General features: G+C 65.7%; 24 protein-coding genes and 2 tRNA genes. 8 read left to right on the top strand and 18 right to left on the bottom strand.

Going from position 1 to position 24149, the window contains the following annotated elements:
• Positions 1-30 precede the first annotated feature (30 nt).
• The 4 genes from ACE3P6_RS13275 to ACE3P6_RS13260 form a co-directional block, all read right to left on the bottom strand.
• A complete protein-coding gene (locus ACE3P6_RS13275) occupies positions 31-564 on the bottom strand; it encodes a hypothetical protein (RefSeq protein ID WP_374395789.1) in 534 nt (177 codons plus the stop codon).
• A 35-nt stretch (positions 565-599) separates the two neighbouring features.
• Entirely contained in the window at positions 600-1862 is a 1263-nt protein-coding gene (gene clpX / locus ACE3P6_RS13270) for an ATP-dependent Clp protease ATP-binding subunit ClpX (RefSeq protein ID WP_374372601.1), read from the bottom strand.
• Between the two features lie 140 nt (positions 1863-2002).
• Positions 2003-2635, bottom strand: coding sequence for an ATP-dependent Clp protease proteolytic subunit (locus tag ACE3P6_RS13265; protein ID WP_374395786.1), 633 nt, complete (start codon positions 2633-2635; stop codon positions 2003-2005).
• A gap of 137 nt (positions 2636-2772) precedes the next feature.
• Positions 2773-3381, bottom strand: coding sequence for a CDP-alcohol phosphatidyltransferase family protein (locus ACE3P6_RS13260; protein WP_374395784.1), 609 nt, complete (start codon positions 3379-3381; stop codon positions 2773-2775).
• Positions 3382-3610: 229 nt separating this feature from the next.
• Between ACE3P6_RS13260 and ACE3P6_RS13255 the strand changes: the two genes are divergently transcribed.
• Positions 3611-4099 carry a CAP domain-containing protein gene (locus ACE3P6_RS13255; RefSeq protein ID WP_374395781.1) on the top strand — a complete coding sequence of 163 codons (489 nt, stop codon included), beginning with the start codon at positions 3611-3613 and terminating at the stop codon, positions 4097-4099.
• A 12-nt stretch (positions 4100-4111) separates the two neighbouring features.
• Here the strand turns inward: ACE3P6_RS13255 and ACE3P6_RS13250 are convergent, their stop codons facing one another.
• Positions 4112-5425: an ATP-binding protein gene (locus ACE3P6_RS13250; protein WP_374395857.1), complete on the bottom strand. Its 1314-nt coding sequence runs from the start codon at positions 5423-5425 to the stop codon at positions 4112-4114.
• A 50-nt stretch (positions 5426-5475) separates the two neighbouring features.
• Between ACE3P6_RS13250 and ACE3P6_RS13245 the strand changes: the two genes are divergently transcribed.
• From ACE3P6_RS13245 to ACE3P6_RS13235, 3 genes are all read left to right on the top strand, one after another.
• Positions 5476-6342 carry an MBL fold metallo-hydrolase gene (locus ACE3P6_RS13245; RefSeq protein WP_374395779.1) on the top strand — a complete coding sequence of 289 codons (867 nt, stop codon included), beginning with the start codon at positions 5476-5478 and terminating at the stop codon, positions 6340-6342.
• A 70-nt stretch (positions 6343-6412) separates the two neighbouring features.
• Positions 6413-6487 (top strand) — tRNA-Asn (locus ACE3P6_RS13240).
• A 121-nt stretch (positions 6488-6608) separates the two neighbouring features.
• A tRNA-Gly gene (locus tag ACE3P6_RS13235) sits at positions 6609-6682 on the top strand.
• 371 nt (positions 6683-7053) lie between these two features.
• On the opposite strand, the gene ACE3P6_RS13230 is transcribed toward ACE3P6_RS13235, so the two are convergent.
• From ACE3P6_RS13230 to ACE3P6_RS13210, 5 genes are all read right to left on the bottom strand, one after another.
• A complete protein-coding gene (locus ACE3P6_RS13230) occupies positions 7054-7437 on the bottom strand; it encodes a hypothetical protein (protein WP_374395777.1) in 384 nt (127 codons plus the stop codon).
• A gap of 325 nt (positions 7438-7762) precedes the next feature.
• The gene (locus tag ACE3P6_RS13225; RefSeq protein ID WP_374395775.1) at positions 7763-8752 is read right to left on the bottom strand and encodes a hypothetical protein; all 990 of its coding nucleotides are present in this window, start codon (positions 8750-8752) and stop codon (positions 7763-7765) included.
• Positions 8753-8902: 150 nt separating this feature from the next.
• Positions 8903-9223 (bottom strand): hypothetical protein, encoded by a 321-nt coding sequence (locus ACE3P6_RS13220; RefSeq protein ID WP_374395773.1) that lies wholly within the window; start codon positions 9221-9223, stop codon positions 8903-8905.
• 303 nt (positions 9224-9526) lie between these two features.
• Positions 9527-10162, bottom strand: coding sequence for an HNH endonuclease signature motif containing protein (locus tag ACE3P6_RS13215; protein WP_374395771.1), 636 nt, complete (start codon positions 10160-10162; stop codon positions 9527-9529).
• A gap of 72 nt (positions 10163-10234) precedes the next feature.
• Positions 10235-10900, bottom strand: coding sequence for a recombinase family protein (locus ACE3P6_RS13210; protein WP_374395768.1), 666 nt, complete (start codon positions 10898-10900; stop codon positions 10235-10237).
• Between the two features lie 329 nt (positions 10901-11229).
• Between ACE3P6_RS13210 and ACE3P6_RS13205 the strand changes: the two genes are divergently transcribed.
• The 3 genes from ACE3P6_RS13205 (at position 11230) to ACE3P6_RS13195 (ending at position 12753) form a co-directional block, all read left to right on the top strand.
• On the top strand, positions 11230-11787 hold the full coding sequence (locus ACE3P6_RS13205) for a hypothetical protein (protein ID WP_374395766.1): 558 nt from the start codon (positions 11230-11232) through the stop codon (positions 11785-11787).
• 228 nt (positions 11788-12015) lie between these two features.
• Complete coding sequence (locus tag ACE3P6_RS13200; RefSeq protein WP_374395763.1) at positions 12016-12342, top strand: hypothetical protein; 327 nt, start codon at positions 12016-12018, stop codon at positions 12340-12342.
• A 57-nt stretch (positions 12343-12399) separates the two neighbouring features.
• Complete coding sequence (locus ACE3P6_RS13195) at positions 12400-12753, top strand: RidA family protein (RefSeq protein ID WP_374395760.1); 354 nt, start codon at positions 12400-12402, stop codon at positions 12751-12753.
• Between the two features lie 108 nt (positions 12754-12861).
• On the opposite strand, the gene pgi is transcribed toward ACE3P6_RS13195, so the two are convergent.
• From pgi to ACE3P6_RS13170, 5 genes are all read right to left on the bottom strand, one after another.
• On the bottom strand, positions 12862-14466 hold the full coding sequence (pgi, locus tag ACE3P6_RS13190; RefSeq protein WP_374395758.1) for a glucose-6-phosphate isomerase: 1605 nt from the start codon (positions 14464-14466) through the stop codon (positions 12862-12864).
• Between the two features lie 3 nt (positions 14467-14469).
• A complete protein-coding gene (gene pgl / locus ACE3P6_RS13185; RefSeq protein WP_374395756.1) occupies positions 14470-15141 on the bottom strand; it encodes a 6-phosphogluconolactonase in 672 nt (223 codons plus the stop codon).
• Positions 15138-16592 (bottom strand): glucose-6-phosphate dehydrogenase, encoded by a 1455-nt coding sequence (gene zwf, locus ACE3P6_RS13180; protein ID WP_374395753.1) that lies wholly within the window; start codon positions 16590-16592, stop codon positions 15138-15140. The genes pgl and zwf overlap by 4 nt, the downstream gene beginning before the upstream one ends.
• Positions 16593-16686: 94 nt before the next feature.
• Positions 16687-17385 (bottom strand): MgtC/SapB family protein, encoded by a 699-nt coding sequence (locus tag ACE3P6_RS13175; protein WP_374395750.1) that lies wholly within the window; start codon positions 17383-17385, stop codon positions 16687-16689.
• Positions 17386-17475: 90 nt separating this feature from the next.
• Positions 17476-18060: an HNH endonuclease gene (locus ACE3P6_RS13170; RefSeq protein ID WP_374375848.1), complete on the bottom strand. Its 585-nt coding sequence runs from the start codon at positions 18058-18060 to the stop codon at positions 17476-17478.
• Positions 18061-18355: 295 nt separating this feature from the next.
• Here ACE3P6_RS13170 and ACE3P6_RS13165 point away from each other — a divergent pair, with 295 nt between their 5' ends.
• Positions 18356-18817 (top strand): transglycosylase SLT domain-containing protein, encoded by a 462-nt coding sequence (locus ACE3P6_RS13165; protein WP_374395747.1) that lies wholly within the window; start codon positions 18356-18358, stop codon positions 18815-18817.
• A 112-nt stretch (positions 18818-18929) separates the two neighbouring features.
• Here the strand turns inward: ACE3P6_RS13165 and ACE3P6_RS13160 are convergent, their stop codons facing one another.
• The 3 genes from ACE3P6_RS13160 to glgA are packed head-to-tail and all read right to left on the bottom strand — an operon-like array spanning position 18930 to position 24114.
• Positions 18930-20561: an alpha-D-glucose phosphate-specific phosphoglucomutase gene (locus tag ACE3P6_RS13160; protein ID WP_374395744.1), complete on the bottom strand. Its 1632-nt coding sequence runs from the start codon at positions 20559-20561 to the stop codon at positions 18930-18932.
• 2 nt (positions 20562-20563) lie between these two features.
• The gene (gene glgX, locus ACE3P6_RS13155) at positions 20564-22693 is read right to left on the bottom strand and encodes a glycogen debranching protein GlgX (RefSeq protein ID WP_374395741.1); all 2130 of its coding nucleotides are present in this window, start codon (positions 22691-22693) and stop codon (positions 20564-20566) included.
• Complete coding sequence (glgA, locus tag ACE3P6_RS13150; RefSeq protein ID WP_374395738.1) at positions 22690-24114, bottom strand: glycogen synthase GlgA; 1425 nt, start codon at positions 24112-24114, stop codon at positions 22690-22692. Before glgA ends, glgX begins: the two co-directional genes overlap by 4 nt.
• Between the last annotated feature and the right edge of the window lie 35 nt (positions 24115-24149).

The following is a 24149-nucleotide window of genomic DNA, read 5'->3' as shown; positions in this document are numbered from 1 at the left end:
ACGTCTTATGCCGCAGCACGGCGGAAAGGTCTAGGGTGCCCAATGCGAGGGCGATGCCACCTTGCGCGACAGATGTGCGGCAAGGGCATGGTTCGGCGCGTAGATTTGCAGGACATCGTTCTTCCAGTCGCGGATGACGAAAGCACCGGGCTCGGTCATGGCCTGGACCAGGACCCGGCGGGTGAGGAAGTCAATACGGTCGCCGCAGAGCGCCATCAGATCTGGCATCGACAGTGGCCCGGGGCGGAGGGGCGTAGGCCTCCAGCTCCCGCCGAAGCGGCTGCTGTCCTGTTCGATCAGCGGAACAGGTGGCGGTTCGGCAGGGGCTTCGGGGGCCAGCTCCACGACCGCGACCTGGCATCTCGGCGCGTCCCGATCCAAGGGATGCGTGTCGTCGCTGGCCAGAACCCTAACGATCGGCACATGGTCCTGAAAGATGCGCGCTGCATAGTCTGGACCGTTGAACAGGACCGTGAGACGGCTGAGCAGCGACGCCGGCGTTTCATCCGCGAACAGGAGGAAGACGAATAACCCGACCAGGGCCGCTCCAAGCGCTTGCCGCATGTCCCACCTTCACCAAAGGCGCGATCAGCGAAGTCTCAGGCCTTCACCGGTTCCTTCTTCTTCGTCTCGGTGTAGACGAGCATCGGCTTCGCACCCGAATTCACCGCCTCGTCCTTGACGACAACCTCCTCGACCCCGTCCATGCCCGGCAGTTCGAACATGGTGTCCAAGAGGATGTCCTCCATGATCGAGCGCAGCCCCCGTGCGCCAGTCTTGCGCTTGATCGCGCGCTTGGCGATCGCGATCAGCGCGTCGCCGGTGAAGGTCAGCTTGACGCCCTCGATCTCGAACAGCCGCTGGTACTGCTTGACCAGCGCGTTCTTCGGTTCGGTCAGGATGGTGACCAGCGCCGCCTCGTCCAGGTCGGTGAGGGTGGCGATCACCGGCAGGCGGCCGACGAACTCCGGGATCAGGCCGAACTTGAGCAGGTCCTCAGGTTCCAGCTCCTTGAAGAGGTCGCCGACCGAGCGTTCGTCCGGCCCCTTTACCTCGGCCCCAAAGCCGATGCCACTGCCCTTGTTCCGCTGCGAGATGATCTTCTCCAGCCCGGCAAAAGCCCCGCCGCAGATGAAGAGGATGTTCGTCGTGTCGACCTGCAGGAACTCCTGCTGCGGATGCTTGCGCCCGCCCTGCGGCGGCACCGAGGCGACCGTGCCCTCCATGATCTTCAGAAGCGCCTGCTGCACGCCCTCGCCCGACACATCGCGGGTGATCGAGGGGTTGTCGGACTTCCGCGTGATCTTGTCGACCTCGTCGATATAGACGATCCCGCGCTGCGCCCGTTCGACGTTGTATTCCGACGCCTGCAGAAGCTTGAGGATGATGTTCTCCACATCCTCGCCGACATAGCCCGCCTCGGTCAGCGTGGTCGCATCCGCCATCGTGAAGGGCACGTCCAGGATGCGGGCCAGCGTCTGCGCCAGCAGGGTCTTGCCGCAGCCCGTCGGGCCGATCAGCAGGATGTTCGACTTCGACAGCTCGATATCGGTCTTCGAGGAATGGTTCAGCCGCTTGTAGTGGTTGTGCACCGCCACCGACAGCACGCGCTTGGCATGGATCTGGCCGATCACATAGTCGTCCAGCACCTTGCAGATTTCGCGCGGGGTCGGCACCCCGTCCGAGGATTTCAGACCGGTGGTCTTCGTCTCCTCGCGGATGATGTCCATGCACAGCTCGACGCATTCATCGCAGATGAAGACGGTCGGCCCCGCGATCAGCTTGCGCACCTCATGCTGGCTCTTGCCGCAGAACGAACAGTAAAGAGTGTTCTTGCTGTCGCCGCCGGTGTTGTTCGCCATCCGCAGTCCTCTGAGCTTTGCCACCAATTCCCTGCGTGGCAGGGCCGGTGCCCGGGGCCAAGTTTAGGCCAGACCCCAAGGCACCACAATCCGAAAAACCCGCCCGAAATCCGACTGGACCTTCGGGCGGAAACTGGGCGTCATTTCGACGTATCGTCGGCCTTTCCGCGGCTTTCGAGGATCTGGTCGATCAGCCCCCAGGCCTTGGCATCCTCGGCCGACATGAAGTTGTCCCGCTCCAGCGCCGCCTCGACCGTCTCATAGTCGTTGCCGGTGTGCTTGACGTAGATCTCGTTCAGGCGCCGCTTCAGTTTCTGCGTTTCCTGCGCGTGGATCATGATGTCGGTCGCCTGGCCCTGGTAGCCGCCCGATGGCTGGTGGACCATGACGCGGCTGTTCGGCAGGCTGAAACGCATGCCCTTCTCCCCCGCCGTCAGCAACAGCGACCCCATCGAGGCCGCCTGCCCGATCACCAGAGTGGAAATCTTCGGCCGGATGTATTGCATCGTGTCGTAGATCGACAGCCCCGCCGTCACCACGCCGCCGGGGCTGTTGATGTACATCGAGATTTCCTTGGACGGATTTTCCGATTCCAGGAACAGCAGTTGCGCGCAGATCAGGCTCGACATGCCGTCGTGCACCGGGCCGCCCAGGAAGATGATCCGCTCCTTCAAGAGGCGGCTGAAGATGTCGTAGGCGCGCTCGCCCCGGCTGGTCTGCTCGACGACCATCGGGACAAGGGTGTTCATGTAGTGCTCAACGGGATCGCGCATCGGGGCCTGCCTCTCGTGTCTCTGGCGAGGAATATCGCCGAAAGTCTTGCCAGAGTCTTAGTGGGGCGGAACGGGGGCTGCAAGGGCAGGTCCTCGCGATTTGCCAGACGCGGGAACAGGCCTGAAAAGCCAACGGCCTAGCGGAAGGTGCGCGCCGAAAGCACCATGCGCGCCGCTGCCGTCAGCAGGCACAGGGCGCCAAAGACCCACGCCACCGGACCGAAGAGCACAGGCCACAGGACGACGAGGACGAGGCACAGGATCGTCTCGGTCCCCTCCATCAGCCCGGCGGTGAAATACAGCGACTTCTCGCCCCGCTGCCGGGTTTCCATGCCGCGTTTCTCGGCCAGGATCGCAAAGCCCAGGAAGCTTGCCGCATTGACGTAGAAGCTGAACAGCAGGAAGGCCCCCGCCGCCCCGTTCGTCGCCGGATCGGCCAGCACGAAGGCCAGCGGCACCGCGCCGTAGAAGGTGAAGTCGCAGGCGATGTCGAGATGGCCGCCGAAATCGCTTTTCCCCTGCGCCCGCGCCACCGCGCCGTCCAGCCCGTCCGCCAACCGGCTGGCCAGCAGCACCAGCGCAACCCATAGCCCCGAAGCCCCGGCCCAGATCATCCCCGCAGCCGCCAGACCCAGCGCAAGCCCCGCCAGCGTCACCACATCCGCCGAGGCCCCGCGCATCGCCAGCCAGCGCCCGCCCCGGTTCAGCGGCACGTCGATCATCTCCCGCATCAACCCGTCCAGCATGGTTCCCCGGGGCCTTCCTTTTTCGTCACTTCCCGCATCCTTCCCGCTTGCGCCGCGCGTGGAAAGTCACGTTTGCGCAAAGCCGACCGGCAAAGCCTTGCCTACTCACCTGCAGGACGAGTGCAATCTTCGCATTTCTCGCATAATTCACCGTTTATGCCACATTCTGCCCGATTCCGGCCCAACTGCTCTGGGATTGGTGGATGACGCGAAACGTTGGGGACAAGCCATGCTGAAGCACCTGCGCCTGGCGGCCGTGGCCGCATCGGCCTTTCTTTGCCTTCAATCCGCAGTCCAGGCGGGTTGCATCGTTCCGCCGAACGCGGACGCGATGCAGAAGGAACTGCTGGCTCACCTCAACGCCGAACGCAAGGCCTATGGCCTGTCGGCACTCACCCTGTCGGGCAAGCTCGACAAGGCCGCGCAGGGCGCCGCCTGCGACAATGCCAAGCGCCACTCCATCAGCCACGTCTCCTCGGACGGCGGCACACTGAAGACGCGTCTGCGCCGCGTTGGCTACGGCTTCCGCACGGCCGCGGAAAACACCGGGCGCGGCTTCGCCTCGGGGGCCCGCGCGGTGGAATGGTGGATGCATTCGCCACACCACAAGGACAACATCCTTCTGCGCAAGGCGCGTGATGTCGGCATCGGCATCGCGGTCAGCCCCGCCCCCGACAACAAGCTGCACTGGATCCTCGTGGTCGGCGCCTCCAAGTAAGGCGCCTGCCCCTCAGCGCGCGATCACCAGGTCAACCCGAAGCCCGCCGAGGCCTTCGCTCTGCGACAGCCGCAGCGCGCCCCCGTGGCTCAGGGCGATGTCGGATGCGATCGACAGGCCCAGCCCGACCCCGGCCCCCCGGTTCGGATCGCGCGCCGCCTCCAGCCGGGTGAAGGGGCGCAGCGCCTCGTCCCGCCGATCCGCCGGAATGCCCGGCCCGTCATCCTCGACAGTGATCCGCAGGCTGCGCTCCTGGAACGTCAGCCGAAGGTCGACCCGGGACCCGAAGCGCAGTGCATTCGTCACCAGGTTCTCCACGGCCCGCACGACGGCCTGCGGCCGCATCTCCACCGGTTCGGGAACGCCCTCGACCGTCGCCAGCCGCACCCGGGGCCCCGCCCGCTCCACCACCCCGCGCACCAGGGTCACCGCATCCGTCGGCTCCGACCCCTCCATCGCATCGCCGCGCACGAAGGCCAGGAACTCGTCGACCATGCGCTCCATCTGCGTCACGTCCGCCTGCAGCGCCTCGACCTCGGCATCCTCGGGCATCAGCGACAGGGCCAGCCGCATCCGGGTGAGCGGTGTGCGCAGGTCATGGCTCACCCCCGAGAGCATCAGCGTGCGCTGCTCGATCTGCCGTTCGATCCGTGCGCGCATGTCCAGGAAGGCCCGGCCCGCCGCCCGCACCTCCTGCGCACCGCGCGGCTTGTAGCTGACCGCCCGCCCCTTGCCGAACTCCGCCGCCGCCTCGGCCAGCTTGGTGATCGGGCGCAACTGCCGCCGCAGGAAGAAATAGGCGATCACCGTCATCAGGACCGAGGTGAACACCATCAGCACGATCAGCTGGTGCGGGTTCGCCGCCGACATCCGCCGCCGGTTCACCTCGGCCCCGATCGGCCCGAACCGGCTGTCAAAGCGCAGCTTCACCGCCCGGTTCCCTGCTGTCAGGTCAACCGCCACCAGCGTTGGCAACCGCGCGTGCAGGGTGGCGATGATCGTATCCCCCGACAGGTCGATGCGCTGGCGAACATCCGCCTGCGGCGCCTCGGGACCGGCGGGCAGGCTCAAGGTGATCGCCAGCGCCTCCGCCAGGGGCACCACCCGGGCCTGTGCCTCGGCCAGCGTCGGGCTGCCCTCGATTGCGCCCAGAAGGAACGCCAGGTCGATCGCGACCCCTTGCGTCATCTGGTCGGTCACGTCTTCATAGAAGCGCTGGATGAACTCGGTCGAGAAGACCAGCTGGATCGCCACGATCGGCACGATCAGGATCAGTGCCGCGCGCCCGTACAGGCCTCTGGGAAGGATACGCTGGAAGACCGACATCGCCTCGAAGCCTATCCGCCCCCGCGCCCCTTGGAAAGCCATGCCGCCCGATGACCCTCGATCCGCCTGTCCGTCCCCTCCTCGCCCCGAATCCCTCGCCCCTGACCGGGGCCGGGACCAACACCTGGCTCGTGGGTGCGACCGCCCTGGCGGTGATCGATCCCGGCCCGGACGACGACGCCCATCTTGCGGCGATTCTCGACGCCGCCCGACCCGGCCAGCACATCAGCCACATCCTCGTCACCCACGCCCACCGCGACCATTCCGCCCTCGCCCCCCGCCTCGCCGCTGCCACCGGTGCCCCGGTCTTCGCCTACGGAACCGCGACCGAGGGGCGCAGCCCGCTGATGGCCAGCCTCGCCCCCGGCCTGCCCGCGACCGGCGAAGGCCTCGACCTCGCCTTCGCCCCCGACCTGCGCCTCGCCGATGGTGACACGCTCTCCGGCCCGGACTGGAGCCTCGCTGCGCTCCACACCCCCGGCCATCTCGGCGGCCACCTGTGCCTTGCACTCGGCGACACGCTCTTCTCCGGCGATCACGTCATGGGCTGGTCCACTTCCATCGTCTCCCCGCCCGACGGCGACATGGGCGCCTACATGGCCTCGCTCCACCGCCTCGCCGCCCGCGACTGGCACCGTTTCCTGCCCGGTCACGGCGACCCCGTCGAAAATCCATCCGCCCGCGTGGAGGAGCTGATCGCCCACCGCCTCGGTCGCGAGGCGCAGATCCTGCAGGCTCTGGTCGGCGGCGCGGCCGGAATCCCTTCGCTGACCGCCCGCATCTACAGCGACATTCCCCGCCACCTCCTCCCGGCGGCGGAACGCAACGTCCTTGCCCATCTCATTGATCTGGCATCAAGAAACCTGGTGACCGCCACCCCCTCGCCGCACCCCAACGCCGAATTCGCGCTGCGCTGACCCCGGCTGCATTTTCCGCCCTTTTGCCCCTTGCCGCCCCCGAACACGCTTGCTATAGACCCGCCCGTGTTCCGGCGTAGCTCAGCGGTAGAGCAGTTGACTGTTAATCAATTGGTCGTAGGTTCGATCCCTACCGCCGGAGCCAACACATCGACGGGCCCGTGAGAAATCACCGGGCCCGTTGTGTTTTCCGGCCGTTCGCCGACGCATTTCCCGCCCGCAACCCGCTTGCCTTCCCCTTCGGGAATGGCTAAATCCAACCCCACGCGGGTGTAGCTCAATGGTAGAGCAGAAGCTTCCCAAGCTTACGACGAGGGTTCGATTCCCTTCACCCGCTCCATCTGGCCCTTGTCCTGGCCTTTTTTCTCGATAATTCAAGCCCTTACGGTTCCTTCCGGCACACACCGAGGAACACACGGGGCACACATGGGACTTGTTTTGAAGCACGTCGAACGCACGAAAGCGGGCAGTTGGCAGTATCGCCGGAGGGTGCCCAAGGAAGTTTCCGCGACCATCACCAAGAGGGAGTTCAAGCGGAAGCTGGGGGATTCGGAAGGAGAGGCCCTTGCGGCCTATCCCTGGTATCATGCCGAAGTGGAGAAAGAGATTGCCGAGGCCAAGCTAGGCCGGGTGCGGTCGGAGGCGGCGTCCAGTGGCACGGCGACAGAGCGGGAATCCTATGTGGAGGCTCTGCGGCGTCGGGCTGATCTACTAGCAGCGGGTGCCAGTGATCGGGACTTGACGTTGACGGCTGTCGCGTCGGCCCCTGCCCCTGCCATCGGCGGGGAGTTCATGGGCGATCATGCGGACAAGGGGCGGAGGCGGAGGCAGCGTGGCGGCGGCGTAGAGGTCCACCACGGCATCGGCGGCAACCTTGGCCGTGTAGACCCTAGCTGCCACGTCTGCGGCGGTGAGGGCGTCCACAACGGCGCGGGCGGTGACTTCGGCATCCGTCCCCATCGCGTCAAGCATCGGGTTGTGGGAGGTGGCCAAGCTGACCAAGGCAGCATCGGCGGCGGCGTCACGGTGGCGGCGGAGGTTGTCCACTCTCCGGGCAACTTCGGCATCGGAGATGGTGGGGAATTTCAGGTTCATTGTCGGTTTCCTCTAGGGGGCCGCATGGGGCGCGGCGGGGTGAACGAAAAAGGCCCCCCGAGGTGATCCCGGAGGGCAGTCATAGGAGGCGCAGGGGGGCCACCACGGGGGCAGCCAAGGGTGGTTAGGCGGTGTGAGTGCCCGTGGTGGACATGGCCCCATAAGCGGCCCTCTGGGAGGCGCTACGGGCATTGTCTGCGGCTTGCTGACACTTCCCGCATTGGGGTGCCCCGGTGGACAGGGCGGGCGGGTAGAAGGTGCCCCCACAGGTTCCGCAAGTTGCGGTGCGGGGGACGTTGGAAGCGATGGCGGTGGAGGTCATGCGTCAGACTTTCACTAGGCCGAGGCGGACAGCCGCCCCGTAGCTCATGGAAGGGTGCCCCGGAAGGGATACGATCCATTCCCCGGTGTTGCGGTCATGGCGGATCATCTGGCGGGCCTTGGGGTCCATGCCTTCGACCATCTCCCGGAATGTCTCCGGGTCCGTCTTGGGCATCTGGGCGAGGCGGTCCACGGCGATCTGACCGAGGCGGGTCATCTCCTCCGGGACGTTGGACAACGTGGCACGGCGGGCTTGCCGCAACTCGTCAGCGTCTAGCATCTGTTCCAACAGGGGGACCGAGGCCCCGACCGTGGACAGCATGTCATTGGCTTGCGCGATGTAGCCAGCCATCACCTGCTTTACGTGGACCGGAGAGACACCGGAGGGCAGTTGGTCAAGGATCGAGTCCGGGTCGCCATTGTCGGCCACCTGATCCACTAGGGCGTCGGTGACTTGCGGCCCGTGGACCTGATCCACTCCCCGCAGAACCTCCCCGGCGATCTTCGCAAGATGTTCCGAATGGGTGGCGTCAGGGGCCTTGTCTTGGGCTTCCTTGGGGGCGTCGGAGGGTGCCCCTTTCGGGGCTACGTCAAAAGGGAGCGGGTCGCCCTCATTCCACGTATGCGGGACCAGACCCCCGGCCTTCGCGGCCTCCACGCTGGTCTTACCTCCGCCCGGCAGCGGAATGAAACCCGGTTCGGTCGGGGTGGCGTAGACGGTCTTGATGCCCGATTGACTCTTGGCGGTGGTCTTGGCCGAAGTGATGACGCCATTCTGGATGGTCACTTCCTCCAGCTTCGCCACCATCCCGGCAGGACGGAAGCCCGTGCGCTGGGCCTTCTGTTCCGGGGTCCCGTCAAGCTGGCGTTGCCATTCGGCGAGTTGTTCCGGGGAGATGCCATCGGCGGGGGCGTTGAAGATTTGTGCAGACATGTCGTGTTCCTCTTGATGGGGATGGGTTGGACGGAATTGTCCTAAGATGAGTGGTTTCACCCCGGCCCGTTCGGAAGGGTGGGAATGTGAACCGGGGAGCAGACTTCTCCGAGGCGCAGAAAGGCCCCGCGAGGTGATCCCACGGGGCCTTGAGCCTTTGATCGTTCGGGGTGCGTCTTCCCTATGAAAAGGGGTAATCGGTTCCGGCGCTTAGTGGACCACGGCCAGCCCTGCCCGCCTCTCGGCGACTGCGACCTTCCCGGCCAACAGGTCCATCCCCTCGTTAGCCTTCACCCCGGCCACCCGGAGGGCCAAGACTATTTCCGGGGTGCCCACTGCCTCCCCCGCCGCGATCCTCTCCGCTGCCTCATACAGGGCGTCTGCGGCGGTCGTGAACGCCTTGGCGGCGTCGATATGGGCGAGGGTCTTGCGGGCGTCTGGGGTGGCTCTGACGGTGGCCTCTGCGATTGCGTCGATGATCTCCCCGGCGTGGACAAGGTGGGCGGAGACTGAGGTGAGCGGCTTGGTCATTGTGCATCCTTTCGTGGTGCAGTCAGTCGCGTCTAGCGACACTTGGTTGAACAACTGCATGAAGCACGGCTTGTAAGCATCTGACAAATCACGATATACTCCCCGTATGGGGACTAGATGGGGATGCCCGGAGAGGTGGTTCCCATGTGGGGACGGGATGGACCAACGGGGCTTGGCCGGGGTGCCCTCTGGGGGCGCTGACGGTGCCTGTATGGGGATGAAATATTCAGGTTCGGAGGGTGCAAAGAAAGAGGCCCTAGAGGTGATCTCTGGGGCCTGTGTCATCTCACCGAGTGTGGAAAGTTAGCGCCGCCGCCGTCTCCGGGTATTCTCCGCCGCCGTCACCTCTTGCAGGTTATCAGCCCGGTTGTCTCCCCGGTTCCAGTTGAGGTGGTCAATCGTCATGCCGTCATCGGGAAGCCTCCCGTGGTGCATCGCAAAGGCCACCACTTGGGCCGGGATAGGCCTACCGAAAATCTGCACCTGCCGGTATCCCACGCCATTCCTGGAAGTGTCGGCTGGCTTCCCATCGGGGCACTTGGATTGGCGGCAGAGGTAGCCCCTATCGCTAAACCATGCGGGGCCGGGGTCGCGGTGGGTGATCTGGCCTGTCTCCGGGTCATAGTCAAAGAAGGTGGAGAGGACCGAGGCCGGGTCGTCTGGGGCCTCATAGCCTCCGGGGATGACCGTGAAGCCGTAGTGATCAGAGAAGCGGGTGAAGGCGGATTGGTAGGCAATGCCGACAGCATCGTGGTAGCTGTTGTTCTGGCGGGGCCGGTAGGTTCTCACCTGTCGGCGATCAGAGGCGAGGCCCATCTTTACCCGGTATTGCGCCTTAGCGGCACAGGCGGGGCCACACCAGTTGCGCCTTGCGATGCGCTTCTGGGGGTGTAGAGGTGTCCCGCAATGCGCGCACAGCGGGGTTGTGGTGTCTGTCATGGTGTCCTTTCACTCTTGAGACAGTTGAAAACTGATACGGAGACATGCAAGCACGTCATGGCTTGATCAAACCTATGCGATGGACGCAAGCCTCTCCAGCACCCGTTTAACCTGCGTAGGGGTCCACTTACCGCCGCGTGCGGTGGCGATCCCTGCCCCGTCCAGTGCCCCGGCGATCTCCGCCAGTGTAGCCCCAGAGCCCCGTAGAGGTTCCACTATCGGCTGCACCCTCTGGGCAAAGGCTTGGGCGTCCCTCTGGATAGCCTCATTGCGCTTCCCGGTGGCATCCCGGAGGCCCCCCAGCTTGCGCCCCTTGGCTTTCGCCTCTGCCAGCGCCGCCTTGGTGCGGAGGGAGATGAAGTCCCGTTCCTGTTCAGCCAGGGCGGCGTAGATGTGCAGTTGAAACTTGTCGGCATTGGGCATCGAGGCCACCCGTAGCTTCACCTTGGGGTCATCCATCAATGCAGCGATGAACGACACGCGGCGGGACAGGCGGTCCAGCTTGGCGACAAGCAACTCCGCCCCCGTCTTGCGGCAGAGGTCCAGAGCCTTGGTCAACTCCGGGCGGTCATTGTCACGCCCCGAGAGCACGTCAAGGAAGGCCCCTGCGATCTCAAAGGGTGTCTCGGCATAGTTGGCGAGGTAGAGGTCTATGTCCCGCGTCTGCGCCTCTAGGCCGAGGCCTGAGCGGCCCTGATCCTCTGTGCTGACCCTGCGATAGATGACGAATTGCTTCACGTCTGGTGCCCCTGTGGTGGTGTCTGGGGCATCTAGCCAGAGCATTTGTCAAATGTCAACGAACGTTGTGCCTGTCATTCGCGAGGGAAGGCGAGGCCATGACAGGTCCCGGAGGGTGGGCCGATGGGCGGCAGAGGATGCAATGAGGGTGGCACGGAAGGCGGAGAACGCGACCCCCACCGGGGGGATTGCGCGGCTTCACAAGTCAATGTCGAGGCCTCATATTTTTTTTGCAGATTTTCCGGCCGACCCTACCCTGTCGGGAGCAAGGGAGAATCAGGATGCGCCACCTAAATCCACGTCGCTTGATCGTTTGCATTTCTATTGGGTTGGCCGCCGTCGCTCCTGGGGCACTATCCGCAACGACGAAAGAGCTTGAGAAGGCAGTCATCAATGCTGTCCCCTGGGACGCGATCTACGTTGATGAGGGCCAGCGCCGTGTTCTAGCGGAAGCAATCCGAGCCTATTGGGAGGAGTTTTCATCCCATGTCCCTAGATTGTCGCCAGCGGAAAGCGAGTGGCTGACAACCGAGCTGGGCGGTCAAGGGGAGCGTCTAGAGCGAGCTATCAACAGCAGGGAGTTTGCACTCAGAGAAGTATCAGACCATGCAATTAATTGCGTTGCGAATGCAAGGAACGTCTTGGAGGCACTTGACAGCCCAGAGAAGAGAGAAACCGAGATGTTCTATTGGGCCAAGCTGATTAACTGCTACGTCGATGCGTCCGAGATACAGGCATATCTTCGACAGGCAGGGCTGATCCCTTCAAGTGGTGACGACAGCGAGTTCGTCATGCAGGTGAGCGGCATCACTCGCGGAAAGATCATCAACGTGGTCCTTCCGTCATCAATGGCGGACACGATGGGGTGGACCATAGAAAAGAATTGAGCTTGAAGCCCCACTGCATGGCAGCTATCGATAGGCACACACTGGCGACACGTCAGGCACACACGACGGAAACCTACCGGAAGCCTTACGGGCGGAAGCTATTGAGAAAACAGGAGAAAGTGACGGCCACTCTGGGTTAGATTTTCAAACCCGTTGCCCTTCACCCGCTCCAATGCCCCACAACCCAGGTTGACAGGACGGTTCGCGCGGCGGACCTTGGCGACAGCCATGTCGGAGCCGTTCATGACCCTGCGCCATCTCGCCCTGCCCCTCTGCCTCGCCCTCGCCGCCTGCGTGCAGGACAGCGGCCCCTCGGAACCCTACGCCTTCGTCGGCAGCTGGGATTGCGGGGTCGATACCTTCACCTTCACCAACACCACCTACACCAACGGCTCCGGCACCTACCCGATCCTCAATGTCGCCCGCGACGGGCGCAACTACATCCTGCGTTTCGCCAACGGCTACACCATCGCGCTGGCCGCCGTGACCGATACCGGCTTGACCTGGGTTTCCGGCGCCTCGGGCGACCAGTTCAACTGCCGCCGCGTGAAGTAGCTTCCGTTCAGGCGCGGAACCGGCTAGCAACCGCCCGACGCCAAGAAGGAGCATCCCATGACCACCGAAATCACCCGCTACGGCATCGGCCCCCGCATGTCCGAGGCGGTGGCCCATAACGGCACCCTCTACCTTGCCGGCCAGCTCGGCGAGCCGACCGGCTCGGTCGCCGACCAGACCCGGCAGGCGCTGGCCGCGGTCGACGCCATCCTGGCCAAGGCCGGAACCGACAAGACCCGCATCCTGATGGTGCAGATCTGGCTCGCCGACATGTCCACCTTCGCCGAGATGAACTCGGTCTATGACAGCTGGGTCCCGCAGGGCCACACGGCCGCCCGCGCGACGGGCGAATCGAAGCTCGCGACCCCCGACTACAAGGTCGAGATCATCGTCACTGCGGCGCTGAAGTAAGCGCCGGAAACGACTGTCATCCCCGCGAAAGCGGGGACCCAGCTTAGGGCGCAGCATCTGGGTCCCCGCTTTCGCGGGGATGACAGTACGGGGCAGTGTTTCCGGCGGCTAACCTTCCGCCCGCAGGAAACCCACCAGCGCGGCGGTCGAACCATCCTTGCCCTCGGTCCCCGCCTTGCCCTCCAGCACCGGCTGCAGGGCCAGCGCCAGTTCCTTGCCCAGTTCCACCCCCCACTGGTCGTAGGAGTTGATCCCCAGGATCACGCCTTCCACGAACACCCGGTGCTCATAAAGCGCGATGATCTGGCCCAGCACGAAGGGCGTCAGCAGGCCATAGGCCAACACGGTCGAGGGCCGGTTGCCGGGGAACACGCGATGCCGCGCCTGTCGTTCCAGCTCGGCCCCCGTCGCGCCCTTCTTCGCCATGATCTCCCGCGCCTCGTCCAGCGACCGCCCGCGCAGCAGCGCCTCGGCCTGCGCCAGGCAGTTCGACACCAGAAGCAGGTGCTGATGGGCCAGGTCCGGCTCATGTCCCTTGCGCGCCACCAGTAATTCACAGGGAATGACCCGCGTCCCCTGATGGATCAGCTGGTAAAAGGCATGCTGGCCGTTGGTTCCCGGCTCGCCCCAGACCACGGGGCCGGAGTTGACGGTCAAGTCCGACCCGTCCACCGCCACGCGCTTGCCATTACTCTCCATCTCCAGCTGCTGCAAATAGGCAGGAAGCCTTGCAAGCCGTTGATCGTAAGGCAGAACTGCCCGCGTGGCATAGTCGCACAGCTGGTTGTGCCAGACCCCGACCAGCGCCAGCATGACCGGCATGTTCTGCGCCAAAGGCGCGGTCAGGAAATGCCGGTCCATCGCCCGGCCACCGGCAAGAAACTGGTCGAACGCCTCCGGCCCGATGGCAATCATCAGGGCAAGGCCAATCGGCCCCCACATCGAATAGCGCCCGCCGACCCAGTCCTCGAACCCGAAAACCCGCGCCGGATCAATGCCATAGGCGGCGGTCTTGTCACCTGCGGTCGACACGGCGGCAAACTGCGCCGCCGGGTTCGCGACCGTCGCCGCCATCCAGCGTTTCGCCGTATCAGAATTGGTCATCGTCTCGATGGTGGTGAAGGTCTTCGACGCCACGATCACCAGCGTCGTCGCCGGGTTCAAACCCTTGAGCGTGTCATGGATATGCGCCCCATCCACGTTCGAGACGAAATGGCAGCGCGGACCGTCGGCAAAAGGATGCAGCGCCAGATAGGCCATCGCCGGGCCAAGGTCCGAGCCACCGATGCCGATGTTCACCACATCGGTGATCCGGCCACCCTGCCCCCTGAACGCGCCCGACCGCACATCCCGCGCGAAAGCTGCGCAGAGACCACGAATCCGGCGCACCTCGGGCAGCACATCCTTGCCGTCGACCTCGATCACCGCGCCGTCACCCGCCCGCAGCGCCACATGCAGCACCGCCCGGCCCTCGGTGTCGTTGATCTTCTCGCCACGGAACATCGCCGCGCGCTTTTCGGCCACGTCCGAGACCTCGGCCAGCTTGACCAGCGCGGCGCGGGTCGCCGCGTCGATATTGGTCTTGGAATAGTCGAAGAGCATCCCGTCGGCCCGGACCGAAAAATCCCCGGCGCGGCTTTCGTCAAACAGATCAAGGATATGGCGGTCCTTGTTCACATCGTGAAGCCGCCGCAGGTCATCCCATTTCGTCATGGCTCACTCCGCCCAATGCACGGTTGCGTTGTCAAGGACCGCCCGCACGGGCGCTTCCATCGGGGACAGGGCCATCGCACGCTCCAGCGCCGCGCGTTTCTCCGCCCCGGTGATCAGGACATGGATGTTGAAGGCCCCGCGCAGCACCGGCGCGGTCAGGGTGATCCGCGGCTCGCCCGCCGCCTCGGCCCGCATCGGCAGAAGGATCGGCGCGGTCGCGGACAGCGCCTCCTCCAGCCGGTCGGCACCGGGGAACAGGCTCGCCGTATGCATGTCCGTGCCCATGCCCAGAAGCAGCACGGAAATCGGCAAATGCGGCTTCAACCCGTCCTCCAGCGCCGCCAGCATCTCCTCCGGCTGCTCGGCCGGGGCATATAGCGGCACCAGCCGCGCCTGCGCCGCCTTACCCCGCAGCAGCCGCTCGCGCAGCAGCCGCGTGTTCGACCGCTCCGAGGATTCCGGCACCCAGCGCTCGTCGTTCAGCACCACCGCGACATTGGCCCAGTCCAGATCCACCCCCGACAAAGTGTCGAAGATCGGCCCCGGCGTCGTTCCCCCGGGCACCGACAGGGTCGCCTTCCCCTCCCGGCGCAGGAAGTCGGCCAGCTGTCCGGCGATCGTGTTCGCCAGCCCCAGCATCAGGAATTCGCGGTCCGGATAGGTTTCCAGCTTCATTCGCGGATCTCCCGCCAGCGCCGCCCGTCGCGGTGCATCAGCATCAACGCATCCTCCGGGCCCGAGGAGCCGGGATCATAGGTCTGCGGCCTGTCGCCCCGCGCTTCCCAGCCCTGGATGATCGGGTCCGACCAGGCCCAGGCCGCCTCCACCTCGTCGCCCCGCATGAAGAGCGTCTGGTTGCCGCGGATCACGTCCATGATCAGCCGCTCATAGGCGTCCGGCACGTCCTCGGCTTCCGCCCCCAGCGCATCGGCGAAGGACATGTCCAAGGGCACCTGCATCAGCCGCATCCCGCCCGGACCGGGCTCCTTGATCATCACCATCAGGTCCATGCCCTCGTTCGGTTGCAGCCGGATCACCAGCACGTTCTCGTGCCAACCCGTCGCATCGTCGAAGATCGCATGCGGCGGCTGCTTGAAGGTGATCGCGATCTCCGAGGCCCGCGCGCGCAGACGCTTGCCGGTGCGCAGGTAGAACGGCACCCCCTGCCAGCGCCAGTTCGACACCTGCACCTTCAGCGCGATATAGCTTTCGGTCCGGCTCGCGGGGTTCTCGGCATGCACCACATAGGCCTTCTCGCCCCGCCCCGCCCCGTATTGCCCGCGCACGATGTCCTCGGGCCGCACCGGCTTCAGCGCGCGGATAACCTTCAGTTTCTCGTCGCGCACTGCGTCCGGGTCGAAATGGTACGGAGGCTCCATCGCGATCAGGCACAGAAGCTGCATCAGGTGGTTCTGCACCATGTCCCGCATCGCGCCCGACTTGTCGTAATAGGCCCCGCGCCCGTCGACCCCCACCGTTTCTGCCACGGTGATCTGGACATGGTCGATGTATTCCGCCTTCCACAAGGGCTCGAACAGGATGTTCGCAAAGCGCACCGCCATCAGGTTCTGCACCGTCTCTTTCCCAAGGTAGTGGTCGATCCGGTAGATCTGCGTCTCGTTGAAATGCTTGGCCAGCACCCCGTTCAACGCCTTGGCGCTTGCCAGGTCGCGCCCGAAGGGCTTTTCCACCACGATCCGGCTCCAGGCGTCCGCAATCCCGTGCTCCGACAACCGCTGCGCGATATCGCCGAAGAGGCTGGGTGCGACCGAGAAATAGAACGCCCTGACGACGTTCTCGCGCATCAGCGCCTTCAGCTGCGCCCAGCCCCCCGTCCCCGTCGCGTCGATCGGGACATAGTGGATGCGTGCGAGGAAGGCCTCGATCTCTGCCGCATCCTGCCGCGCCTTCGGGACGAATTCCTGAATGGCGGCACGGACTTGCTCGCGGAAGCTCTCGTCGGTAAGCTCGGCCCTTGCCGCGCCGATGATCCGGCTTTCCGCCACCATCTGCCCGGCCACGAAGCGCCGGTAGAGCCCGGGCAGGATCTTGCGCCGCGCCAGATCGCCGGTCGCGCCGAAGATCACCAGGTCGAACACATCCACCGGAATGACTCGCGAAACCATGACCGTCTCCCTCGAAGGCGCTGTTAGCGCTAACGGAGGCGTTCTACAGCCTGCGCCGCCTTCTGTCTAGCATCGCTGATCCGATGGGGAAACCTCAGCCCTCGTCCAGGGCCTCCCAACGCACGCGCATCAGCCCCGGCTCGGCGGCAAGCCGCTGCACCGCCTGCTCCAGCGCCGCTTCGCCGACCTCCTCGGCTGTCACCGTCGCCGAAAGGTCAAGCCCTCGGCCGTCGTCCGCCACTGTCACCCCGATCTCCGAGATATGCAGCCCGCCCAGCGACAGCGTCCGCAGAATCAGGCTGCGGACCGCCGCCTCCTGGGTGGCATCCACCGCCACCTGCACGCGATAGGCCTTGATGACCGGCACCCCGGCCCGGGTGTAGCGCTTCAGAAGCTTGACCAGCGGCCTGAGCCCGAGGTTCACGAAGACCACCAGCCCGGTCAGCAGCAGCGCCAGGTCCCAGGCCCCCGCCCCGGCCATCATCCCCACCCCCGCCGAACACCACAGCGTCGCCGCCGTGTTCAGCCCGTGGATGTTGAACCCGTCGCGAAAGATGATCCCGGCGCCCAGAAAGCCGATGCCGGACACGATCTGCGCCGCGACGCGGGTATGGCTGACCTCGTCGGGAAACAGCCCCGAGAAGATCACGAAGCCTGCCGCCCCCAGTGACACCAGCGCATTGGTCCGAAGGCCCGCCATCCGCTGCCGGACCTGCCGCTCGGACCCGATGACCGCCCCGCAGGCCAGCGCCGTGAACATATGCAGCGCCGCCGCGTGCAGACTGACATCCATGATCCGCCCCCTTCCAGAAGCGGCCAGAAGATCATCAGTCCCCGGATTTGTGAAGCTTTTGTAACGGCGATATGACAGCCGGAAGCGACGTCAGGCTTCCAGCTCGGCATCCCAGTACAGATAGTCCATCCAGCTTTCGTGCAGGTGGTTCGGCGGGAAGCGGCGCCCGTGGCCCTGCATCTCCTCTGCCGTCGGCTGGCGCGGAGGCCGCCGCAGCGACAGGCCGGACTGCTTCAGCGTGCGTGATCCCTTTCGCAGGTTGCAGGGCGAACAGGCCGCCACGACGTTCTCCCAGCTGGTGATCCCGCCGCGCGACCGGGGCAGAACATGGTCGAAGGTCAGGTCGCCCTTCGCCCCGCAATACTGGCAGCAGAATTCGTCCCGCAGGAAAAGATTGAAGCGCGTGAATGCCACGCGCTTCTGGGGTCTTACGAATTCCTTCAGGACCACCACGGAGGGTATCCTGAACTCCTGCCTCTGACTGTGGACCACCGCGTCATATTCGGCGACGATCTGCACCCGGTCCAGGAAAGCGGCCTTGATCGCCTCCTGCCAGGGCCAGAGCGACAGCGGATAGTAGGACAGCGGGCGATAGTCGGCGTTCAGCACCAGCGCAGGGTAATGCTTCAGCGACGCGGGATCGCGCACGAACTGGGTTCTGAAATCACCGTCCATTTACGTCAAAGACTCCGCGCTTCACCCGTCAGCCACCGGCCAGCAGGGCGGGGAGTCCCGCCCCGTTACCGGAAACTATATCTGGCGTTTTGCCCAAGGCAACCCCCAAGCTTGTGATCGCCTTCGGGTACCTCCGAAGCTTCTGCCCCAGCCCGGTAACAGGGGGATGACGGCGAAGCCCGCCTCTGTGGCCCACCCGTTTCCGCCGGTCTGCCCCCACCCGCCTTGCGATGGCTTGCGTCACCGGCGCGGCCCCGCTAACGCTCGCCTGTCCGAACCGAAAGGCGCACCTTCCATGTCCGTAACCCGTCGCAGCCTTGTGATCTTCGCCGTCGCGGCCCTTGCCGGCTGCGGGGGTAAACCGGACCGTGTCGCCTCCCGTGCCCCGATGGCGCCCGGCGCCACGCCCGAGATGCTGGCGCTGGTGCACAAATATGCGGGTATCCATGACATCCCGGAAAGCCTCCTGCACCGGATCATCCAGCGTGAAAGCGGCTACAATCCGGCGGCGCGCAATGGCCCCTATTACGGGCTGATGCAGATCCTGCCGCAGACTGCGCGGACGATGGGCTACGAAGGTCCACCGGAAGGCCTGCTCGATGCCGAGACCAACCTGATGTATGCCGGCAAGTACCTGCGCGGGGCCTGGCTGGTTTCAGGCGGGTCCGAGGACCGCGCCGTGATGTGGTATGCCAAGGGCTACTACTACGAGGCCAAGCGCAAGGGCCTGCTCTACGAAACCGGCCTCAGGACCTGAGCTTCTCGCCCCGCCAGATCGCGAGGGCGTCCGTTAAGAAATCCTGAACGTCCGCGCGCAACCCCTTGATTTTCAAGGGCGCGAAAAACTGTCCACCGTGGACAGCCCGCCCTCAGGTGACGACATCCGGCTCGCTGCGGCCGGTATGCGCGGCAATCCGGGCGATCTGATGCGCCGCCCGGATCACCGGCGCCAGCGCCGACTGCGGGTCCTCGCCCAGCTCGTCCGGCCCGGTGACGAACCGCTCCAGATACAGCCGCAGCGTCGCCCCCTCCGTGCCCGTCCCCGACAGCCGGAACACCGCCCGGCTGCCACCATCGAACAGCACCCGCACCCCCTGCTTGGTCGAGACCGAGCCATCGACCGGATCGGTATAGGCGAAGTCGTCGGCGTGGGTGACGACCAGCCCGTCGAAATCCTGCCCCTTCAACCCGGGCAAAGCGGCGCGCAGGTCGGCGAACATCGCGTCGGCGTTCGCGGTGTCGATCGCCTCGAAATCGTGGCGGCTGTAGTAGTTGCGCCCGTAGCGGTGGAAATGGTCATGCAGGATCTTCGCCACGCTTTCCTGCTTCACCGCCAGGATGTTCAGCCACAGAAGCACCGCCCAGAGCCCGTCCTTTTCCCGCACATGGTCCGATCCGGTTCCGAACGATTCCTCGCCGCAGATCGTCGCCTTCCCGGCGTCCAGAAGGTTGCCGAAGAACTTCCACCCGGTCGGCGTCTCATAGTGATGCAGCCCCAAGGCCTCGGCCACCCGGTCCGCCGCCGCACTGGTCGGCATCGACCGGGCAATCCCCTTCAGCCCCGCCCTGTATCCCGGCGCCAGATGCGCATTCGCCGCCAGCACCGCCAGGCTATCGGACGGCGAGACATAAATCCCCCGCCCCACCACCATGTTCCGGTCCCCGTCGCCATCCGACGCCGCCCCGAAGTCGGGCGCATCCGGCCCGAACATCTCGTCCATCAGCGCCCTGGCCCAGGTCGGGTTGGGGTCCGGGTGCATCCCGCCGAAATCCGGCAGCGGGGTCGCATTCACGCAAGTTCCCTTCGCCGCCCCCAGCCGGTTCTCCAGAATCTCCACCGCATAGGGGCCGGTCACCGCGCACATCGAATCCATCCGCATGCGGAACCCTGCCGCGAACATCGCGCGGATCGCGGGGAAGTCGAACAGGCTTTCCATCAGCGCGGCGTAGTCGCTGACCGGATCGACCACATCCACCACCATCGCCCCGAGCTGGTGCCGCCCGACCTGGCCCAGATCGACACCCTGCGCCTCCAGCACCCGATATTCGGTGATCTCGGTCGTCCGCTTGTACATCGCCTCGGTCACGCCTTCCGGCGCGGGGCCGCCGTTCGGCATGTTGAACTTGACCCCGAAATCCTCCTCCGGCCCACCCGGATTGTGCGAGGCCGACATGATGATCCCGCCATCGGTCTTGTTCAGCCGGATCAGATGCGAGGCCGCCGGAGTGCTGAGGATCGCCCCCTGCCCCACGATCATCCGCGCCGCGCCGTTCGCCGCCGCCATCCGCAGGATCACCTGCGCCGCCCGGTCGTTGAAATACCGGCCATCCCCACCCAGAACGAAGGTCTTTCCCGCCGCGCCCACCACGTCGAAGATCGACTGGACGAAATTCTCCAGATAGTGCCGCCCCATGAAGACCGGCGTCTTCTTCCGCAGGCCGGAGGTTCCCGGCTTCTGCCCCGCAATCGGCTGCGTCGCGACTGATGTGATCTGGGTCATGGTCAAACTCCCTTGGGCTCGCCGGTTTTCGACCGGAAGAGAAGAACGCAATGCGCGGGGGCCTCGGTGAAGGGGGTGGCGGGCAGCCCGTCTTCGGGAAGATCGGGCCGCGTGGTGTCCAGCAAAAGTTCCCACCCCGCCGCCGTCTCGGGCAGGTGCAATGGTGTCGCCGCGCCGGTGTTGAAGACGGCGAAGACCGCCTCGGGGTTCGGATCGCCGCCTTCCGCCGCCATCCGCAGCTCGACACAAAGGCAGCGGAAGGCCGGGTCGTGCCATTCCTCGGACTGCGGCACCGTGCCGTTCGCCCGGCGCCAGATCACATCCGGGATCTGGTCAGCCACCCGCTTCCGCGCATGCAGGAACCGCCGCTGGCGCAGCACGGGAAGCGACCGGCGCAGGGTCGACAGCCGCTCGACGAACGCCTGCAGCGTCCGGTCGCGCGCGCCCCAGTCGATCCACGAGGTTTCGTTGTCCTGCGCATAGGCGTTGTTGTTGCCGCCCTGGCTGTGGCCGATCTCGTCGCCTGCCAGCAGCATCGGCACGCCCTGGCTCAGCATCAGCGTCGCCAGCAGATTCCGCTTGCGCAACCCCCGCGCCGCCAGCACCTGCGCATCCTTCGTAGGCCCCTCGACCCCGAGATTGTCGGAATGGTTCTCGTGATGGCCGTCCCGGTTGTCCTCGCCATTGGCGAAGTTGCGCTTGATGGTGAAGCTGACCAGGTCCTCCAGCGTGAACCCGTCATGCGAGGTCACATAGTTGACCGACGACGTCGCCGCCCGCCCCGAATGGTCGAAGCGTTCCGCGCTGCCCAGAAGCCGGGCGGCAAGATCGCGGGTCAGGCCCGCGTCGCCCTTCCAGAACCGCCGCACCCCGTCGCGGAAGCGGTCGTTCCATTCCAGGAACGGATGCGGATAGGCCCCGAGCTGATAGCCCCCCGGCCCGATATCCCAGGGTTCGGCGATGATCTTCACCCGGCTCAGCACCGGGTCCTGCCGGATCGCATCGAAGAAGCCGCCGTTCGGGTCGAACCCATGCGCTTCGCGGCCCAGCACGGTGGCAAGGTCGAAGCGGAAGCCGTCGACATGGGTCATCTCGACCCAGTAGCGCAGCGAGTCCATCACCATGCGCAGCACATTGGGCTGGGTCAGGTTCAGCGTGTTGCCGGTCCCCGCATCGTTGGCATAGGTCCGCCCGCCCCCCGAAAGCCGGTAGTAGCTGGCATTGTCCAGCCCCCGGAAGCTGACCGTCGGGCCCCATTCGTCGCCCTCGGCGGTGTGGTTGTAGACCACGTCCAGGATCACCTCGATCCCCCCCGCGTGGAAGCGGCGGACCATCGTCTGGAACTCCCACAGCGCGCCCTGCGACATGTAGCGCGGTTCGGGGGCGAAGAAGGCCAAAGTGTTGTAGCCCCAGTGGTTCCTCAGCCCCTTCGACACCAGGAAGCGGTCGTCGATATAGGCCTGCACCGGCAGCAGCTCGATCGCCGTCACGCCCAGCTTGTGCAGGTGCTCGATCACCGGGTCCGAGGACAGACCCAGGTAAGTCCCCCGCAACCCCTTGTCGACGCCGGGATGCAGCGCGGTCATCGACTTGACATGCGCCTCGTAGATCAGCGTCTCGGCGCGGGGCGTGCGCGGCGCCTGATCGTTGCCCCAGGTGAAGGAGGCATCCGTCACCACCGCCTTCGGCACGGCAAAGGCGCTGTCGCGGGTGTCGAAGCTGAGGTCGCCCCGCGGGGAGCCGATCTTGTAGCCCATCAGCGCGTCCGACCATTTCAGCCGCCCCTCCAGCGCACGGGCGTAGGGGTCGAGCAGCAGCTTGTTCGGGTTGAACCGATGCCCCTGCTCCGGCGCATAGGGCCCATGCGCGCGGAAGCCGTAGACGGTGCCGACCGTCAACCCGCCGACATGGATATGCCAGATATCTCCGTCGCGGTCGCCGATATCCAGCCGCGCCATTTCCTTGCGCCCGTCGGGGGTGAAAAGGCACAGCTCGATCCGCTCGGCATGGGCCGAGAAGACAGCGAAATTCACCCCGTCGCCGGTCAGCGATGCCCCCATCGGCCAAGGGCGGCCCGGACTGACCGCATGGCCCTGCAACCGCGCGGGCAGCGAAACGGCCAGCGCTGTCACCCGACCAGCCTTTCGTAAAGGTCCGCGTAAGCCGCCGCCGAGCTTTCCCAGCCCACCGGCTGCGCCATCGCATTGGCCCGGAGCTTGGCCCAGAGCTTCGGCTGGCGGTAAAGTTCCAGAAGCTGCGCCAAGGCCTGCCCGAAGGCCAGCACATCGACCGGGTGGAAGGTCACGCCCGTCGCCGCCCCTGCGGCCAGCGTTGCCGGGGTCGCGCCGATCACCGTATCGCCCAGCCCGCCCACCAGCGACACCACCGGCAATGTGCCGTAGCGCAGCCCATACATCTGCGTCAGCCCGCAGGGCTCGAAACGCGAGGGCACCAGCACCGCATCGGCGCCCGCGAACAGGCGGTGGCTCATCCCTTCGTCATAGCCGATCCGCACGGCCACCCGACCGGGGAACCGCGCGGCAAGAGTGCGCATCGCCGCTTCCATCCCGGGATCGCCCGAGCCCAGCACGATCAGCCCGCCGCCGCCAAGGATGAAATCCGGGATCACTGCGGGCAAGAGGTCGATCCCCTTCTGGTCGGTCAGGCGGCTGACGACGATGGCCAGCGGCCCCGGCACCTCCAGCCCGAACTCCTCGCAAAGCTTCGCCCGTGCTGCCGCCTTGCCCGCCACGGCCTTGCGGTCGAAGGCCGGGTCCTCGCGGGACGGGTCCCAGACCCCGGTATCCACCCCGTTCAGGATGCCCGACACCGCCGACCCCCGCGCCGCGATCACGCCTTGCAGCCCCATGCCGAATTCCGGCCGCATCAGCTCGGCCGCGTAGCCGGGCGAGACGGTGGTGATCCAGTCCGCCGTCACCAGCCCCGCCTTCAGGCTGGAGATCCCGCCGTAATATTCCAGCGCCTCGGGGTGGTAGGCATGGCCCGGCAGGCGCAAGACCCCCAGCAAATGCGCGGGCGCCCAGCCCTGGAAGGCGATGTTGTGGACGGTGATGACCGATTTCACCCCGCCGTTGCCATGATAGGCCAGATAGGCCGGCGCGAACCCCGCCTGCCAGTCATGCGCATGCAGGATGTCGGGCTTCCAACCCGCCAGCCCCTCGCGGGCGATGCGGGCGCCGACCCAGGACAGCGCGGCAAACCGGATCGCGTTGTCGGGGTGTTCACCCTGCGGGCCGGAATAGGGCCCGCCCTCGCGGTCATAAAGATGCGGTGCATCCAGCAACAGCAGCGGCACCCCCTCGACCTCGCCCGCCAGCACCCGGCCCGGCCCGCCCCAGAGGTCCGCCTCCTCCCAGACCACGGGCCAGTCCTTCGCCCGTGGCCTGAGCGCCCGGTAGGTCGGCAAGAGCACCCGCATGTCCCAGCCGACAGGCGCCAGCGCGCCGGGCAGCGCCCCCACCACATCGGCCAGCCCCCCGGTCTTGACCAGGGGCACACATTCGGACGCCACCGACAGAACCAGACCGCCCATTTGCCTTGCCTTTCAGAAGCTTCCCGCCCGGAGTT

Origin of the sequence: Tabrizicola sp. (assembly GCF_041911175.1) — a bacterium.
Classification (GTDB): Bacteria; Pseudomonadota; Alphaproteobacteria; order Rhodobacterales; family Rhodobacteraceae; genus Tabrizicola.
This window is presented reverse-complemented; position numbering and strand designations above follow the sequence as displayed.